Source organism: Thiorhodospira sibirica ATCC 700588 (assembly GCF_000227725.2).
In the GTDB taxonomy this organism is placed as follows: domain Bacteria; phylum Pseudomonadota; class Gammaproteobacteria; order Ectothiorhodospirales; family Ectothiorhodospiraceae; genus Thiorhodospira; species Thiorhodospira sibirica.
Genome location: NZ_MU255057.1, coordinates 54,782 through 69,227, shown reverse-complemented (window position 1 = coordinate 69,227; position 14,446 = coordinate 54,782). Strand labels below are relative to the sequence as shown.

Genomic DNA, 14,446 nt, shown 5'->3' with positions numbered 1-14,446 from the left:
CCCCTCCAGCATCGCTCCAACGGCCAGCGCCAGTTTGTCGACCACCGTCTTACGCAACCCTGGATGCGCTTCGCGCAGTCCTCGGGCCACTTCTTCTGCCAAGCGTTTGACACTTCCCATGCTCACCCCTATGACCTCAGTTCAGCTATTCCTCAAAGTTTGCCATAAAAGTGATAGGTGGCAAGCCCAAAGCAGTAATGTCCCCTTCGTCCAATTCTAAAATGTCCCCTTTTGGTTTTTGCGGGGGGGGGCGCCACATGACGAAGGAGCACATTACGATGAGCCACAAAGAAGTTGACCGACTAGAGATGATTCAGGCGGTGGCGAACAAGCATCTGCGGCAGGCCGAGGCGGCCCAGCGTCTGGGGCTGAGCGTGCGCCAGGTCAAGCGCCTGGTCCGCCGCTATCGGGCGCATGGGGCGACAGGGCTACGCAGTGGCCACGGTGGCCGACGTCCCAACAACGCCATTGCCAAGGCAGTACGCCAGGAGGTGCTCGCCTTGGTAAAGACGCACTACACCGACTTCGGCCCCACCCTGGCTTGCGAGAAGCTCGCCGAGCGTCATGGCCACCCCCTTTCGGTCGAGACCCTGCGCCAGTGGATGATTGCCGATGGGTTATGGCAGCCCAGACAACGCAAACAGGCCCGCATCCATAGGGCGCCTGATGGCCCTGCGCTTCGTGCCCGCCGAGACCACCCAGGCCTACATGGAGACCCTACAGCACTATCTGCAGCAGCACAAACGCCCGGTGGCCCTCTACTCGGACAAGCACAGCCTCTTCCGCATCCATCACCCTGAGCACGACGGGGCGTTGCCCCCGTTTTCCCGCGCCATCAAGACCCTCGACATCGCCGCCATTCATGCCAACACCCCTCAGGCCAAGGGGCGCGTGGAGCGGGCCAACCAGACCCTGTAAGACCGTTTGGTCAAGGCGCTGCGCCTGCGTGAGATCTCGGACATCGACGCCGCCAACGCCTTCCTCCCCACCTTCATGGCCGACTTCAACGCCCGCTTCGCCGTCGAGCCACAAAGCCCCCAGGATGCCCACCGACCGGTGCTGCACAGCCCCGAGGAGCAGGCCCTCATCCTTTGCCTGCACCATACCCGTAAGCTCTCCAAGAACCTTTGCTTCCAGTTCAAGAACCGGGAATATCAGCTTCAGGGACAGGGCAAGGGCTACCGCCTGCGGGGTGCCACCCTCACCGTCTGCGAGGCCTTCGACGGCACCATCACCCTCCTGCACCAGGGGCACATCATGCCTTACCGTCTGTTGGCTGAGGGCGAACCGCCCACACCGCTTGATGATGAAAAAAGCGTCCACTACCGCGTCGACCAGGCCAAGGCAAGACAGGCCGCCAGGCTAACCTACAAACCGGCACCGGACCACCCTTGGAGAGGCCGGGGCAACATCACTCCGGCACAAGCCTAAACACCATAACCACGCATTCTACTGGGGACACTTCTGCTTTGCACAAAAGGGGACATTTCTGAATTGGGTTGACAGGCATGGATGCGATGCTTGATTTTTGCGACCTCTGTGGGCATCATTCGCTCTTTTGTGTACATAGATCATTGCGTCATTAGCGGTGAATGGAGGGGAGATGCGCAGGCCATTGGTAGCAGGTAACTGGAAGATGCACGGTGCCTTGAGCGAAAATCAGGCCCTGATCGCAGCGATTAACGCGGGCATGAATACCATCCGGCACGCAGAGGTCGCGGTGTGTCCGCCGCATGTTTATCTCATGCAGGTGGCTAATCTGCTAAAAAATACCGCCATTGAACTGGGGGCGCAGAATCTTTCCGATGAGGATCAGGGGGCGTATACCGGCGAAGTCTCCGGTGCGATGCTCACTGAGCTGGGCTGTCAGTATGTGATTATCGGGCATTCGGAACGACGCACCCTGTATGCCGAGGATGATGTCTTGGTGGCGCGTAAATTTGCCGCCGCCTGTCGGCATGGTTTGAAGCCGATTCTATGTATCGGCGAAACCTTGGCCGAGCGTGAACAGGGCATTACCGAGGCGGTGGTGGCGCGTCAACTGGATGCAGTTATCAGCGAGGTCGGTGTCACCCTGTTGACCGAAGGGGTCATCGCCTACGAACCGGTTTGGGCGATTGGCACCGGCAGGACCGCAAGCCCAGAACAGGCCCAGGCAGTACATGCCTTTATCCGTTCCCGTATCGAACAACTGAATGCGGATGTCGCCGCCGCAATCCGGATTCTGTATGGCGGCAGTGTGAAGGCAGATAACGCAGAGACCCTGTTTGCCCAAACTGATATTGATGGCGGTTTGATTGGCGGGGCCTCTCTCAAGGCAAATGATTTTATGGCAATCTGCCAAGCAGCAGATCGGGTAATCGACTAATTATGTTTTACGGAATTTTACTGATTGTGCAGGTTGTCCTGGCCATCAGCTTGATTGTTTTAGTGTTATTGCAGCATGGCAAAGGCGCCGATGCTGGTGCCGCTTTTGGCAGCGGTTCCTCGGCCACCGTGTTTGGTGCACGCGGCGCGGCGAATTTTCTCAGCCGCTCCACCGCCATCATCGCCACGCTGTTTTTCCTCAACAGCATGACCCTGGCCTACATGGTCAGCAACCCACGCGAAGCCCCCAGCGTAGTGGATTTAATCGAAATCCCGCCACAGCAGCAATTCATCACCATTCCTGAGCCTCAAGCCCTCCCGGAAGAACCCAGCGGCCCGGTCCCTGGTGACTTGCCTCTGGAGTAAGGGCGTCCGTATGCGAGGGGCAGGCTGATACCGCCAGCCTTGTGGCGAAGGTTGAGTTAGCCCCCTACCCCTCCGCATTCCCTGTTTATTCCGTGCTGATGGTGTCCTTATCGCCGTCCAGGGCAGCTTTAAGCGTGTGCCAGCACAGTGAGGCGCATTTGACCCGTGAGGGATAATCGCGCACGCCGGATAAGACGCCCAGCTTGCCCAAACTGCCAGGGTCCACCGTGGACTGGTCGTTGGTGAGCATGTCGTGCATCTGGCCAAACAGGGCTTGGGCGGTTTCGATGCTTTGCCCTTTCAGGGCCTCGGTCAGCATGGAGGCCGAGGCAATAGAAATCGCACAGCCTGCGCCCAGAAAGCTGACATCCTCAATCAATCCTTCGTGTAAGCGGACATAGATGCGCAGCTGATCGCCGCACAGGGGGTTGTGGCCATCGACCGCCCGGGTAGCATCGGGCATGTCGCGAAAATTGCGCGGATGGCGCTTGTGATCAAGAATCAATTCCTGATAGAGGTCGTTGAGTTCGTTATGCATGGCTTAGCTCAGCAGTTTGCGTGCTTTTAATAGCCCCTCAAAAAGGCGGTCGATTTCATCCGGGCGGTTATAAAAGGCCATGGAGGCGCGAGTGGTGGCGGGTACGCCATAGTAACTCATGATCGGCATTGCGCAGTGATGTCCGCCACGCACGGCAAGCCCTTCGTGATCGAGGATGGTGCCCAGATCATGCGGATGCACATCTTCCATGACAAAGGCGACCAGCGAGACTTTATTAGCCGCTTGCCCGATGATGGAAAGCCCCGGCACCTCCTGCAGGCGCGCCGTGGCATAGGCTAATAACTGCTGTTCATAGCGCTCAACAGCCTCCCCATCCAGAGCCATCACATAGGCCAGCGCCGCGCCCAGACCAATGACCCCGCCGATATTGGGGGTTCCCGCCTCAAATTTATACGGCAGGCCTGCAAAGGTGCTTTTTTCCAGACTGACCGTGCGAATCATATCACCGCCACCTTGATAGGGCGGCATGCTTTCCAGCAGCGTCTCGCGGCCATAAAGCACGCCGATACCGGTCGGGCCAAAGACCTTGTGCCCGGAAAAGCAATAAAAATCACAGTCCAGCGCCTGCACATCCACGCGCAGATGCGGCGTCGCCTGCGCCCCGTCCAACAGCACCGGCACATTGTATGCTTTGGCCTGGGCGATGATCGCCTCGACAGGGTTAATCGTGCCCAGTGCATTGGAGACATGAGTACAGGCCAGCAGGCGGGTGCGTGCATTGAACAGTTCCGGCAGGCGCTCAAGTTCCAGTTCACCCTGCGGGGTGATGGGAATGAAGCGTAATACCACGCCGGTACGTTCGCGCAATAATTGCCAGGGTACGATATTGGCGTGATGCTCCATCGCGGTGAGAATGATCTCATCCCCAGCTTGCAGGCGCTGACCAAAACTGCTCGCCACCAGATTGATTGCCTCGGTGGTGCCGCGTACAAAGATAATCTCACGGGTTGATGCGGCATTGATAAAGCGCCGCACCTGCTCACGCGCCGCCTCATAATCACGCGTCGCCCGCTCAGCCAGCAGATGTACCCCACGATGGACATTGGCGTTATCGTTTTGATAATAACGTGTCAGCGTATCAATCACGACTTGTGGCTTTTGCGTGGTCGCGCCATTATCCAGATAGGCCAGCGGATGGCCGTGTACCTGCTGATTCAGGGTTGGGAAATCAGCCCGGATGCACTCGACATCCCAGGTAGATGCATGCAAAGTAGGCGCAGCAGAGGATGTACTCATACTGAGACTCCTTCCGGCAACCGCGTTTGCAGGGCGTGTTCGATGTGTTTGGCCAGCGGGGCCAGGGGCAGGCGCTGTATCACCTCATCGGCAAAGGCAAAGATGAGCATATCTCGCGCTTTTTCACGGTCAATGCCGCGACTCTGCAGGTAATACATAGATTGCGGGTCCAGTTGTCCGATGGTGGCACCATGCGAGCAGCGCACATCATCGGCATAGATTTCCAGCTCCGGCTTGGTGTCGATTTCGGCCTTATCCGAGAGCAGCAGGTTGGCGTTGTGTTGATGCGCTTCAATCTTTTGTGCATCCCGCGCCACCAGCACACGCCCCTTGAAGACGCCGCGCCCCTGATCGTCGGCAATCCCATGATAGGTTTCATCGCTACGGGTATGCGGAGCGCGGTGATGGATGCGGGTATGGGTGTCTGTGTGCTGCGTGCCACCGACCACAAACAGGCCATTGAGCACTGCCTCAGCACCGGGTTCGCACAGATCGACGTTAAGATCATGGCGGGTCAACCGCCCACCCAGATTGATGTTATGCGAGATCAAACGACTGTCGCGCTGGGCACGGATAAACAGGTTGCCGATATGATAGCTGGCCTCGCTGTGTTCCTGTAGCAGGGTATGTTCCAGCGTGGCATTGGCGCTTAGATGAATCTCGGTGGCGCTATTGCAAAAACCCTGCGCACCGGGCAGGCCGATGTGATGTTCAAGGATATGCGCCTTGCTGCCCTGACCGGCCTGGATCACGCTATGTGGATGATAGATCTGCGGGGTGGGCTGCGCACTGTGTATAAATAACAGGTGAACCGGCTGCTGCAGGCAGGTATCCGGGGCCAGTTGGATCAGCGCACCGTCAAAAAGCTGCGCCAGATTCCAGGCCGCAAAGCTGGAATATTGCGCATCCACCAGCGTACCTAGCACGGTTTCCAGCCCCACTGCCCCGGCAGCAATGGCCTGCGCCAGGCTGGTGATTTGTACGCCTGCGGGTAAATCCCCCGGCTCCGATAAGGCTGGCTGATAAATGCCATCCACAAACACCAGCCGATGGCTTGGCAGATCGGGCCAGGTGCATCGCTCAAGGTCGGCTGCATCCAGCATGGGCGCGTGAGACGCTGTAACAAATGACTGGTTTTTCAGCGTGCGCAGCTTGGTGTATTTCCATTCCTCATGGCGTGGGTCAGGATAGCCGCGTTGGGCAAATTCTGCGGCGGCCTGAGAGCAGCGATCCAGCAGCCACGCCGGTGGTCGATGGGCCTCGATGGGCAAGGTTTCAGCAGGCGGGGTCAGTGACTCTGCGGCATTCATCAGGCCGCCTCCTCGATAATGCCCTGATAGCCATCCCGCTCCAGCTCATGGGCCAGGGTTTTGTCCCCGGAGCGGATGATGCGACCTTTGTACAGCACATGCACATGATCCGGCTCGATATGATTGAGCAGACGCTGATAATGGGTCACTAAAATAATTGCCCGCTGCGCGCTACGCAGTCGATTGACGCCCTCAGAGACCACTTTAAGCGCATCAATATCCAGCCCCGAGTCGGTTTCATCGAGCACCGCCAGCGCCGGTTCCAGAATCAGCATTTGCAGGATTTCATTGCGTTTTTTTTCACCGCCCGAAAAGCCGACATTGACCGCCCGATGCAAAAACTGCTCATCCATCTGCATCAATTTAAGCTTTTCGCGCACCAGCGCCAGAAACTCAAAGGTATCCGCTTCCGGCTCACCGCGATGAACCCGCAGGGCGTTATAGGCCGCCTTGAGCAGGTAGATATTTTTCACACCGGGGATCTCGACAGGATATTGAAAACCCAGCAACAGGCCCTCACGGGCACGCACCTCGGGGGCCATTTCCAGCAGATCCTGGCCCTTAAACTGCACCGAGCCGCCGGTGACTGTATAACCCTCGCGGCCGCCCAGCACCTGACACAGGGTACTTTTGCCCGAACCGTTCGGCCCCATGATGGCATGAACCTCTCCGGCCTTGACCTCAAGGTTAATGCCTTTGAGAATCTCCTGGGCCTCGACCCTGGCATGCAAGTGATCAATCGTTAACATCGTCGTTTCCCCTTCGTCTTAATGATTTCTTTATTTTTATCGTGGTGGCGGCGGCTTCTCGCCGTGTGGAGCGCCGACTTGCAGTCGGCTGGTCGGGATATAGATGCAAATCCAGCCGAGTATCACTCGGCGCTCCAACCCAGGCCGCTAACCGACCGCGCCTTCCAGCGAGACTTCAAGCAAAGCCTGGGCTTCCACCGCAAATTCCATCGGCAATTCGCTAAACACCTCTTTGCAAAAGCCGTTGACAATCATGTTGACCGCATCCTCTTCGGACAGACCGCGCTGTTTGAGATAAAAGATCTGATCTTCACCAATGCGCGAAGTGGTGGCCTCATGCTCAATGATGGCGCTGGGATTTTTTACCTCGATGTAGGGGTAGGTATGCGCCCCGCATTGATCTCCCATCAGCAACGAGTCGCACTGGGTGTAGTTGCGCGCCCCGTGTGCGCCGGGCAACACCTTGACCAGCCCGCGATAGGCATTGTTGGCCTTGCCCGCAGAAATTCCTTTGGAAACAATGGTGCTGCGGGTATGGCGTCCGATATGCACCATTTTGGTGCCGCTATCGATCTGCTGATAATTATTGCCTACCGCCACCGAGTAAAACTCGCCCACGGAATGATCCCCGCTGAGGATGCAGCTGGGATATTTCCAGGTGATGGCCGAACCGGCCTCAATCTGTGTCCAGGCAATCTTGCTGTGAACCCCCCGGCACTCGCCGCGCTTAGTCACAAAGTTATAAATGCCGCCTTTACCCTGTTCATCACCGGGATACCAGTTTTGCACGGTGGAATATTTGATGTGGGCATGATCCAGGGCAATCAGCTCCACCACCGCCGCATGTAACTGATTTTCATCGCGCTGCGGCGCCGTACAGCCCTCCAGATAAGAAACATAGGCGCCTTCCTCGGCAATGATCAGGGTGCGTTCAAACTGCCCGGTATCGGTGGCATTGATGCGAAAATAGGTGGACAGCTCCATCGGACAGCGCACCCCTTTAGGGATATACACAAACGAGCCATCGGAAAACACCGCCGCATTGAGGGCCGCAAAAAAATTATCGCGGGGCGAGACCACCGTCCCCAGGTATTGCTGGATTAACTCGGGGTGCTCCTGCACCGCCTCTGAAAAAGAGCAGAAGATAATCCCCTGTTTAGCCAGCTTTTCTTTGTAGGTTGTGGCCACCGAGACGCTATCAAACACCGCATCCACTGCAACACCCGCCAGACGGGCGCGCTCATGCAAGGGGATGCCCAGCTTGTCATAGGTTTCCAGCAGCTTGGGGTCAACCTCATCTAAGTTTTTCGGTGCATCCTCTTTGGATTTCGGCGCGGCATAATAGGAAAGCGCCTGATAATCAATGGGCGGATAACTGACATGCGCCCAGTGAGGCGGCTGCATGGTCAACCAGTGGCGATACGCTTCAAGTCGCCAGTTGAGCATGAATTCAGGCTCGCGTTTTTTCGCCGAGATGACCCGGATCACGTCTTCATTCAATCCGGGGGGCAGGATTTCCTGCTCAATATCGGTGCTAAAACCGTATTTATACTCACGCTTTAACAGCTGCTCGATGTCTTGATTTTGGCTGGACATGGACTTGGGCCTTTGGCTGATGAAAAATCCTGTGATATTAGTGGCTTGGCGGTAGCAACGGGGTCTCTGGCGAAGGCCCGCCCAGCGGGTGCGCGGAGCGGTTGGCCCGAGGTGCGAGCAACTGATCCAGAGTCACGGTAAGCAGCGCTTGGCGAAACGCGGCGTTGATATACACCCAATGCGAGCGGGGCGCACAATGTGGCCGAATCTGGCAATCACCGTCCTGCTCAATGCACTCTGTCAGTGCAATCGGGCCTTCGACTGCCTCAATAATGTCCGATAAACTGATCTCGCTGGGTGCCCTGGCCAGGCGATAACCGCCGTGACGCCCTTGCTCTGAGGACAACAGGCCCTGCTCTTTGAGCTGTTTCAGCAGCTTGACCACCGTGGGCTGAGCAATATTCGTACCCGCTGCCAATAGCCGTGCATTGGCGCGATAGTTGCCTGACTGTGCCATCTCGGTCAGCAGCACGATGGCATAGTCACTGAGCTTACTGACACGCAGCATGACCGCCCCTGTAAAATATAGAACTAGTTAGGTCCTGATTTAATCACAACCGACCCGCCGCACTCAAGCGCAGCGTGCCTATGTGATCGACCCGGCTCACCGAAGTGGCGGTGGGAAAGGCAGGCTGAGCAGCATCGCCTCATAGGCAAGGGCGGTGCGTTCGATGGTGTAGTCAGCGACGGCAGTTTGCAAGAGAGGCGAGGCGAGGGGATGATCAAGGGTTTGCAGGATGGCAGCGGCCATGATCTCTGGGGCGCGCATCGGTACCACGGTGCCGTACTGGCCGTGCTGCAGGATTTCACGCACACCGCCGGGACAGTCAGTGGCGACCACGGGGGTGCCCAGGGCCAGGGCCTCGGTTAAGGCATTGGGTGAGCCTTCGCGCAGTGAAGACAATACAAATACCCGGGCAGCCTTAAGAAATGGATAGGGGTTTTCCACAAAGCCGGGCAAATCCACATCCGCACTGAGCCCCAGGCGCTGGATCTCACGCTCCAGCGAGGTGCGCAGATGTCCTTCGCCCAGGATCAGTAAACGTGCCGGTCGTTCCCGGCGCACCTGTGCAAAGGCGCGGATCAGGGTGATGAAATCCTTGACGCGGTGCAGGTTGCCCATCCCCAGAATCAACGGAACCGTCTGCTCCAGCCAGGGATGCAAGGCCGGTGCATTGGCCTGTTGCAGCAGGTTTGGTGTGATCACCGGGTTGCGAATCAAAAAAATCTGCTGGGCGGGGATGCCGACAATGCGGGCGATATCCTCGCGGACGCTCTCGGCATTGGCAACCAGTGCCGTGGTTTGCCGGTAGCGGCGACGCATCTGCCAAAAGCTCAGTTCCCGCTGGAGATGCTGATAGGGGCGAAATTTGGCCGAGACCACGGTGCCGGGGCGCATGATCAGCCGTGTGGGGCTGTGGTATGCGCGAAGCAGTTGCAAGGCGGTTGCCAGATCGCGGTCTTTGGCGACAATCAGCGCATCGGGTATTTGCCTTTGCAGGTAGTGGCGCAGATAGCGGCACTGGGTGGCGTGCTTGAGCGGCAGAAAATGACGCACCACCTGTGCATCCAGACCATCAAGGTACACGCCATCATCCGGCGCCAGGTAGTCCACCGTATGCCCCCGCTGGGCAAGGCCGCTGGCGGTATTGATGAGCATGCGCTCAACACCGCCGCGTCCATATTTAGCCAGTAAAAAGGCGATGCGCATCAGCTTGACAAAATCCTTTATGTGCGTATGCCCAGAGCTTGCTGAAGATAGACGGTGGCCTGCGCGACGGTTTCAGGTTTGCCAAACAGATAGCCCTGCAGATAGTCACAGCCATGCTCATGCGCCAATAAGTCCCGCTGGGCCGGGTTTTCCACGCCTTCAGCCACCACTTCAAGCCCCAGCGTATGTGCCAGCGCCACCGTGGCGGCACTGATGGCGGCATTATTGCTGTCGTTTTCGATGTTATGCACAAAGCTGCGATCCAGTTTCAGGGTCTGGATCGGCAGGTGTTTGAGATAGGCCAGGGAGGAATAACCCGTACCAAAGTCATCAATGGCCAGACGTACCCCGACATCGCGCAGCGCCCGCAGCTGTTCGATGGCCTGTTCAGGAGATTCCATCGCCACCGATTCGGTGACCTCCAGCTCAAGATCCTCTGCAGACAGGGCATAGCGTTGCAGGCATTGCTGCACCTGTTCAACCAGGCGCGGTGAGCGTAGCTGATAGGCGGAGAGGTTGATCGCCATGCGCAGGCCATGAAAGCCTTGCGTCTGCCAGCGGCTGAGCTGGGCACAGGCCTCTTCAAGCACCCAAGCGCCCATGTCTTCAATCAGTCCCGCCTCCTCTGCCAAGGCAATGAAGCGATCCGGCGGAATAAAGCCTTTTTCGGGGTGTTCCCAGCGCAACAGCGCCTCAAAGCCGCAGACCTTCTGTGTATCGGCCTTGACCTGGGGCTGGTAGCGCAAAGATAGTTGCTGTTTGGCCAGGGCTTGGCGCAAGTCACGCTCCAGGGCCATGCGCTCGTTGGCCTGCTGGGTCATTTCCTCGGCAAAAAACTGGATATTATTGCGGCCTTGTTCCTTGGCATGATACATGGCGGTATCGGCGTTTTTCAGCAGCGTGTCCACCGTATCGCCATCATGGGGATACATGGCCACCCCGATACTGGGGCTGGTGTGCAGGCTGTGTTCCTCAATGGTGTAGGTATGGGCCAGGGATTTGAGGATTTTATGGGCAATGAGGGTGACGCCGTGAGTGGAGTCCGGATTAATCAGCACCACGACAAATTCATCCCCTCCCTGACGGGCGACAATATCGCTTTCACGCACATTCTGCAAAAGACGCCGCGCCACATCTTGCAGCAGACAATCGCCCACGCTGTGACCGAGAGTGTCGTTGATGAGTTTAAAGCGGTCCATATCGATAAACAGCACGGCCAGTGTGTGATACTCACGCTTGGCGCTGAACAAGGCTTGCTCCAGGCGGCTTTCCAGACTATAGCGATTGAACAAGCCCGTCAGGGCATCATGATGCGCCAGGCGCTCAATATGCGCCTCTGCAGCCTTACGCTCGCTGATGTCGATGAAGCTGGCGATATGATGCGTAATGGCATGGCCCTCATCGCGGATGACCGAAATGGAGACCCACTTGGGATACACACTGCCATCTTTGCGCCGGTCCCACAGCTCGCCTTGCCAATGGCCGGTCTGCTTGAGCGTTTCCCAGAGATTTTGATAAATCTGCGGATGGGTGTGTTGGGATTTGAGCAGGCGCGGGTTTTGGTAGCGAATCTCGTCCAATTCATAGCCGGTCAGATGCGTAAAGGCGGGATTGATGTCAATGATGCGATTATCCCGGTCAGTGACCAAAATCGCCTCGCCGCTGTGTTGAAATATTTGCGCATACAGGCGTAGCCGTTGCTGCTGGCGGCGCAGATGATGAATCGCCAGCGCCAGACCGAGCAATAGCGCCAAGGCCAGCACATATTGCAACAGCAGGGCATCCCGCTGGGCGGGCAGCTCCGGACTCTCCGCCAGACGCACCACATAGGCAATGGGATAACCGCTAATATCGCTAATCGCCAGAAAGGTCACGGTATAGCCCTGGCCGTGGTGTATCAGAGGCACGGCAAAGGTCTGGCCGGCATGCATCTGTCGCTGAATGTCGGGGTTCTGGCGCAGACTCGGGGCCAGTGCATGGATCAGCGGGGTCGGCGATGCATGCCTCAGCAGGCGCGTGATGGCCGGATTTTCATGCATATACCCCGGATGCAGGGCGCTGGGGGCGTATTTTTCCAGATAAGGGGGCTCAATGCGCTGCAGCACCGCCCGTCGATCCAGCAAAAAGGTGTATTCGCTGTCATTGAGCAGATGTTGCAAATGCGTCTGCAGATGCTCAAAAGGATGCGACAGCTCCACACTGCCTAGATGGCGTCCCTGATCCATGATGGGATACACATTGCGAAAACCCGACCGGGTACGGCCAATCTCAAAGCCACTGACCGGGCGTTGCTGGGTGTTGGCAATATACAGACTGGGGCGCAGCGCATATAAGGCATCGCCGACCTCATGCGGCAGATGAAAGCGCAATAACACCCGATCATCGGGCAGATGAAACTGGAATTGATACAGACCCAGGCCCTGCAATTCCTCGTAGACCGATTTCAATTGCCGATACAACTGCCCGCGCAGCACTGCCAGTTCGGCCTCGGAAGCATCCTGAGCCTGCGCCATCAAGGCAAGGATGTCCGGCTGCAAAATCTGGTAGCGCAGCCGGGTGACAATATCCAGGCGATAGGTTTGCAGCGTACTGCGATAGGCCACCTCAAGCGCCTCGATATGGTGTTGGGTATGGCGGCGCTGTTGCGTCTGGTACTGGTGGTAAAAATAGCCACTGACCACGGCGGCCAGCAACAGCAGGGTCAGCAATTCCCAGAAGCGGATACGAGGCAGGGCATTCTTCAACGGTGTGCCATTCATCATGGCGCAGGCTTTTGCGGAATACTGTGCGGATCACCCAAACGATACACCCCGGCAAAGTCTGCCTCACTGGCTTTCACCATGCCGTGGCGGATACTGCTACCCCACTGCTGATACACGCTTTCCGGTGTCGCCAGCAAAATCTGCTGCACATCGGCAAACAGCGCCTCGCCTAAATGACTGGCATTGGCAAACAGGCCCGTGGCCGGGAGCCAGTCGGTATACGCAGCGACGGTCAGCCCAAGCGGAGCGTATTTCACTGCAAACTCATCGCGCACACTGCCGGCGCGGGCCTCACCCGCAATCACGGCCAGCGCAACCGCCTCATGTGATCCCAAATAACGGTAATCGGTAGCGTCCAAAGACACGTCCGCAAACTCGCGCAATAAAGCCTTTGCCCCCAGATAACCGCAGGTTGACAAAGGCTGGGTCAAGGCAATGGGGGCATCATAAAGATCTGCCGGGCTTGGCGTGTCAGCGGCAAACACCACCAAGGCACAGCGATAACGCGCCAGGCCATTGGCTTCTCTAAAAAACACCAGCGGTATGATGTCGGCGCCCTGGTGTTGCAGACTGACATAGGGCAAAGGCCCCAGAAAGGCCAGATCAATCGTCCCATCACGCAACGCGCTGGCGACTTCCTGATTGCTTTCGTAATAATGCATCTCGAAGGGATGCCCGAGCTGTTGCTCCAGATAGGCAAGCAGTGGATAAAAACCCTGGATGATCATCTCGCGGTTTTCCATCGGCAGCGGCGCAAAGCGAATGGGCTCACGTTCTTGAGCCAGCAGGGGAGGGAGAAAGATGCAGCAAAAGATGGTGAACAGGGCAAGAAAACAGCGTTTGCCGGATAGGGTGCGTTGCATAAAGGCACGATGTTTGGTTAGCGACGCATCCTGCGCTCAAGGCAGACAAGACGATCCACACACCGGCGAACACGGCTCAGTCATGGATTCTGCAGACTATTCTAGCAAGCATCCTACAAAGCCGAAAGGGCTTGAGCAGTTCAGTCTAAATCTGCACATATCTATTTATCTCGACTTTGGCCATTTAGGGGTCACTGCGAGCGAGTCTAGCAGGCGCTCGAGGGAAATGAGGCGCTGATCGGGCGCTGAAGTGGAGTTGACGCCATGGTCCTGGGCCCAGAGGGTACGCCGTACCAAGGCCAAACAGTCGGAGAAAGTGGCTTGGGACTTGAGGTACCCGGCGGTGGAGCGCGGCAGGGTGGGCCAGAGCTCGCGCCACGGATAGACTATCAGGCACACCCGCGAGAACAGGGCCATGAGCACGGGGCGTGGTGCAGGCTGGGAGCAAGCATTCATAGGGATTGAATTAGCAAAACATAGGGAAAACAAAGCCCCGAAGAGGCATTTTCGTATTCAGTGCAGGCCCATTTCGTTTTTTGTGTATTCGCTGGCGGCGGGTTTGGATAAATTGCCGTCATTTTAGCCATCTCTGTGCCTGATACCAACAGAAAAAAGGCCAGAGGAGCCTGGCAATGAAAACCATACCACCTCTCAAAAAGGCCAACTACAGCCAGCGCATGATGCTGCTTGCCACCCTGCCGGTGGTGTTGATTTCTGTATTTTCACTGGCGGTAGTGAGGTAGACCCCATTGTCAAGACAAAAGGTGGCCGAGTTAAAGTTATCGCCTGCCCCTCACTCGCAGCTGCACAGCGCTGCCCTGATGCCGCAGATTCACCGTCGGTAGGCGTCACCGCCCCGGGCCGTATTTGTCTACGATCAATGCACCTCCTCCCTGCCGGGTCCTGTAGACCGTTGCTGGCGTCTCG

General features: G+C 57.3%; 13 protein-coding genes. 4 read left to right on the top strand and 9 right to left on the bottom strand.

The features are described from left to right. Positions 1–278: 278 nt before the first annotated feature. The 4 genes from THISIDRAFT_RS13805 (at position 279) to secG (ending at position 2,733) form a co-directional block, all read left to right on the top strand. Complete coding sequence (locus THISIDRAFT_RS13805) at positions 279–800, top strand: helix-turn-helix domain-containing protein (RefSeq protein ID WP_221914056.1); 522 nt, start codon at positions 279–281, stop codon at positions 798–800. 124 nt (positions 801–924) lie between these two features. Next, positions 925–1,431: a hypothetical protein gene (locus THISIDRAFT_RS13800; protein WP_221914064.1), complete on the top strand. Its 507-nt coding sequence runs from the start codon at positions 925–927 to the stop codon at positions 1,429–1,431. A 172-nt stretch (positions 1,432–1,603) separates the two neighbouring features. Continuing rightward, entirely contained in the window at positions 1,604–2,368 is a 765-nt protein-coding gene (gene tpiA, locus THISIDRAFT_RS13795; protein ID WP_006788534.1) for a triose-phosphate isomerase, read from the top strand. A gap of 2 nt (positions 2,369–2,370) precedes the next feature. Beyond that, positions 2,371–2,733, top strand: a complete 363-nt coding sequence (secG, locus tag THISIDRAFT_RS13790) for a preprotein translocase subunit SecG (RefSeq protein ID WP_006788533.1) — start codon at positions 2,371–2,373, stop codon at positions 2,731–2,733. Between the two features lie 85 nt (positions 2,734–2,818). On the opposite strand, the gene sufU is transcribed toward secG, so the two are convergent. From sufU to THISIDRAFT_RS13745, 9 genes are all read right to left on the bottom strand, one after another. Then, complete coding sequence (gene sufU / locus THISIDRAFT_RS13785; protein WP_006788532.1) at positions 2,819–3,271, bottom strand: Fe-S cluster assembly sulfur transfer protein SufU; 453 nt, start codon at positions 3,269–3,271, stop codon at positions 2,819–2,821. A gap of 3 nt (positions 3,272–3,274) precedes the next feature. Then, positions 3,275–4,528, bottom strand: coding sequence for a cysteine desulfurase (locus THISIDRAFT_RS13780; RefSeq protein WP_006788531.1), 1,254 nt, complete (start codon positions 4,526–4,528; stop codon positions 3,275–3,277). Next, a complete protein-coding gene (gene sufD, locus THISIDRAFT_RS13775) occupies positions 4,525–5,838 on the bottom strand; it encodes a Fe-S cluster assembly protein SufD (RefSeq protein WP_006788530.1) in 1,314 nt (437 codons plus the stop codon). Before sufD ends, THISIDRAFT_RS13780 begins: the two co-directional genes overlap by 4 nt. Continuing rightward, the gene (gene sufC, locus THISIDRAFT_RS13770) at positions 5,838–6,587 is read right to left on the bottom strand and encodes a Fe-S cluster assembly ATPase SufC (protein WP_006788529.1); all 750 of its coding nucleotides are present in this window, start codon (positions 6,585–6,587) and stop codon (positions 5,838–5,840) included. Before sufC ends, sufD begins: the two co-directional genes overlap by 1 nt. A 147-nt stretch (positions 6,588–6,734) precedes the next feature. Further along, the gene (sufB, locus tag THISIDRAFT_RS13765; RefSeq protein ID WP_006788528.1) at positions 6,735–8,183 is read right to left on the bottom strand and encodes a Fe-S cluster assembly protein SufB; all 1,449 of its coding nucleotides are present in this window, start codon (positions 8,181–8,183) and stop codon (positions 6,735–6,737) included. Between the two features lie 37 nt (positions 8,184–8,220). Further along, positions 8,221–8,691: an SUF system Fe-S cluster assembly regulator gene (locus THISIDRAFT_RS13760; RefSeq protein WP_006788527.1), complete on the bottom strand. Its 471-nt coding sequence runs from the start codon at positions 8,689–8,691 to the stop codon at positions 8,221–8,223. Between the two features lie 96 nt (positions 8,692–8,787). Further along, positions 8,788–9,894, bottom strand: coding sequence for a glycosyltransferase (locus THISIDRAFT_RS13755; RefSeq protein ID WP_006788526.1), 1,107 nt, complete (start codon positions 9,892–9,894; stop codon positions 8,788–8,790). A gap of 17 nt (positions 9,895–9,911) precedes the next feature. Continuing rightward, entirely contained in the window at positions 9,912–12,656 is a 2,745-nt protein-coding gene (locus THISIDRAFT_RS13750; RefSeq protein ID WP_006788525.1) for a bifunctional diguanylate cyclase/phosphodiesterase, read from the bottom strand. Next, complete coding sequence (locus THISIDRAFT_RS13745; RefSeq protein WP_006788524.1) at positions 12,653–13,519, bottom strand: PhnD/SsuA/transferrin family substrate-binding protein; 867 nt, start codon at positions 13,517–13,519, stop codon at positions 12,653–12,655. The genes THISIDRAFT_RS13750 and THISIDRAFT_RS13745 overlap by 4 nt, the downstream gene beginning before the upstream one ends. Positions 13,520–14,446 lie beyond the last annotated feature (927 nt).

Bases quoted from the DNA above. Each gene is read 5' to 3' on its own strand.
- sufD (WP_006788530.1), bottom strand. From the start codon at position 5,838: ATGAATGCCGCAGAGTCACTGACCCCGCCTGCTGAAACCTTGCCCATC.
- THISIDRAFT_RS13760 (WP_006788527.1), bottom strand. From the start codon at position 8,691: ATGCTGCGTGTCAGTAAGCTCAGTGACTATGCCATCGTGCTGCTGACC.
- tpiA (WP_006788534.1), top strand. From the start codon at position 1,604: ATGCGCAGGCCATTGGTAGCAGGTAACTGGAAGATGCACGGTGCCTTG.
- THISIDRAFT_RS13780 (WP_006788531.1), bottom strand. From the start codon at position 4,528: ATGAGTACATCCTCTGCTGCGCCTACTTTGCATGCATCTACCTGGGAT.
- secG (WP_006788533.1), top strand. From the start codon at position 2,371: ATGTTTTACGGAATTTTACTGATTGTGCAGGTTGTCCTGGCCATCAGC.
- THISIDRAFT_RS13745 (WP_006788524.1), bottom strand. From the start codon at position 13,519: ATGCAACGCACCCTATCCGGCAAACGCTGTTTTCTTGCCCTGTTCACC.
- THISIDRAFT_RS13755 (WP_006788526.1), bottom strand. From the start codon at position 9,894: ATGCGCATCGCCTTTTTACTGGCTAAATATGGACGCGGCGGTGTTGAG.
- THISIDRAFT_RS13805 (WP_221914056.1), top strand. From the start codon at position 279: ATGAGCCACAAAGAAGTTGACCGACTAGAGATGATTCAGGCGGTGGCG.
- sufC (WP_006788529.1), bottom strand. From the start codon at position 6,587: ATGTTAACGATTGATCACTTGCATGCCAGGGTCGAGGCCCAGGAGATT.
- sufU (WP_006788532.1), bottom strand. From the start codon at position 3,271: ATGCATAACGAACTCAACGACCTCTATCAGGAATTGATTCTTGATCAC.
- sufB (WP_006788528.1), bottom strand. From the start codon at position 8,183: ATGTCCAGCCAAAATCAAGACATCGAGCAGCTGTTAAAGCGTGAGTAT.
- THISIDRAFT_RS13750 (WP_006788525.1), bottom strand. From the start codon at position 12,656: ATGATGAATGGCACACCGTTGAAGAATGCCCTGCCTCGTATCCGCTTC.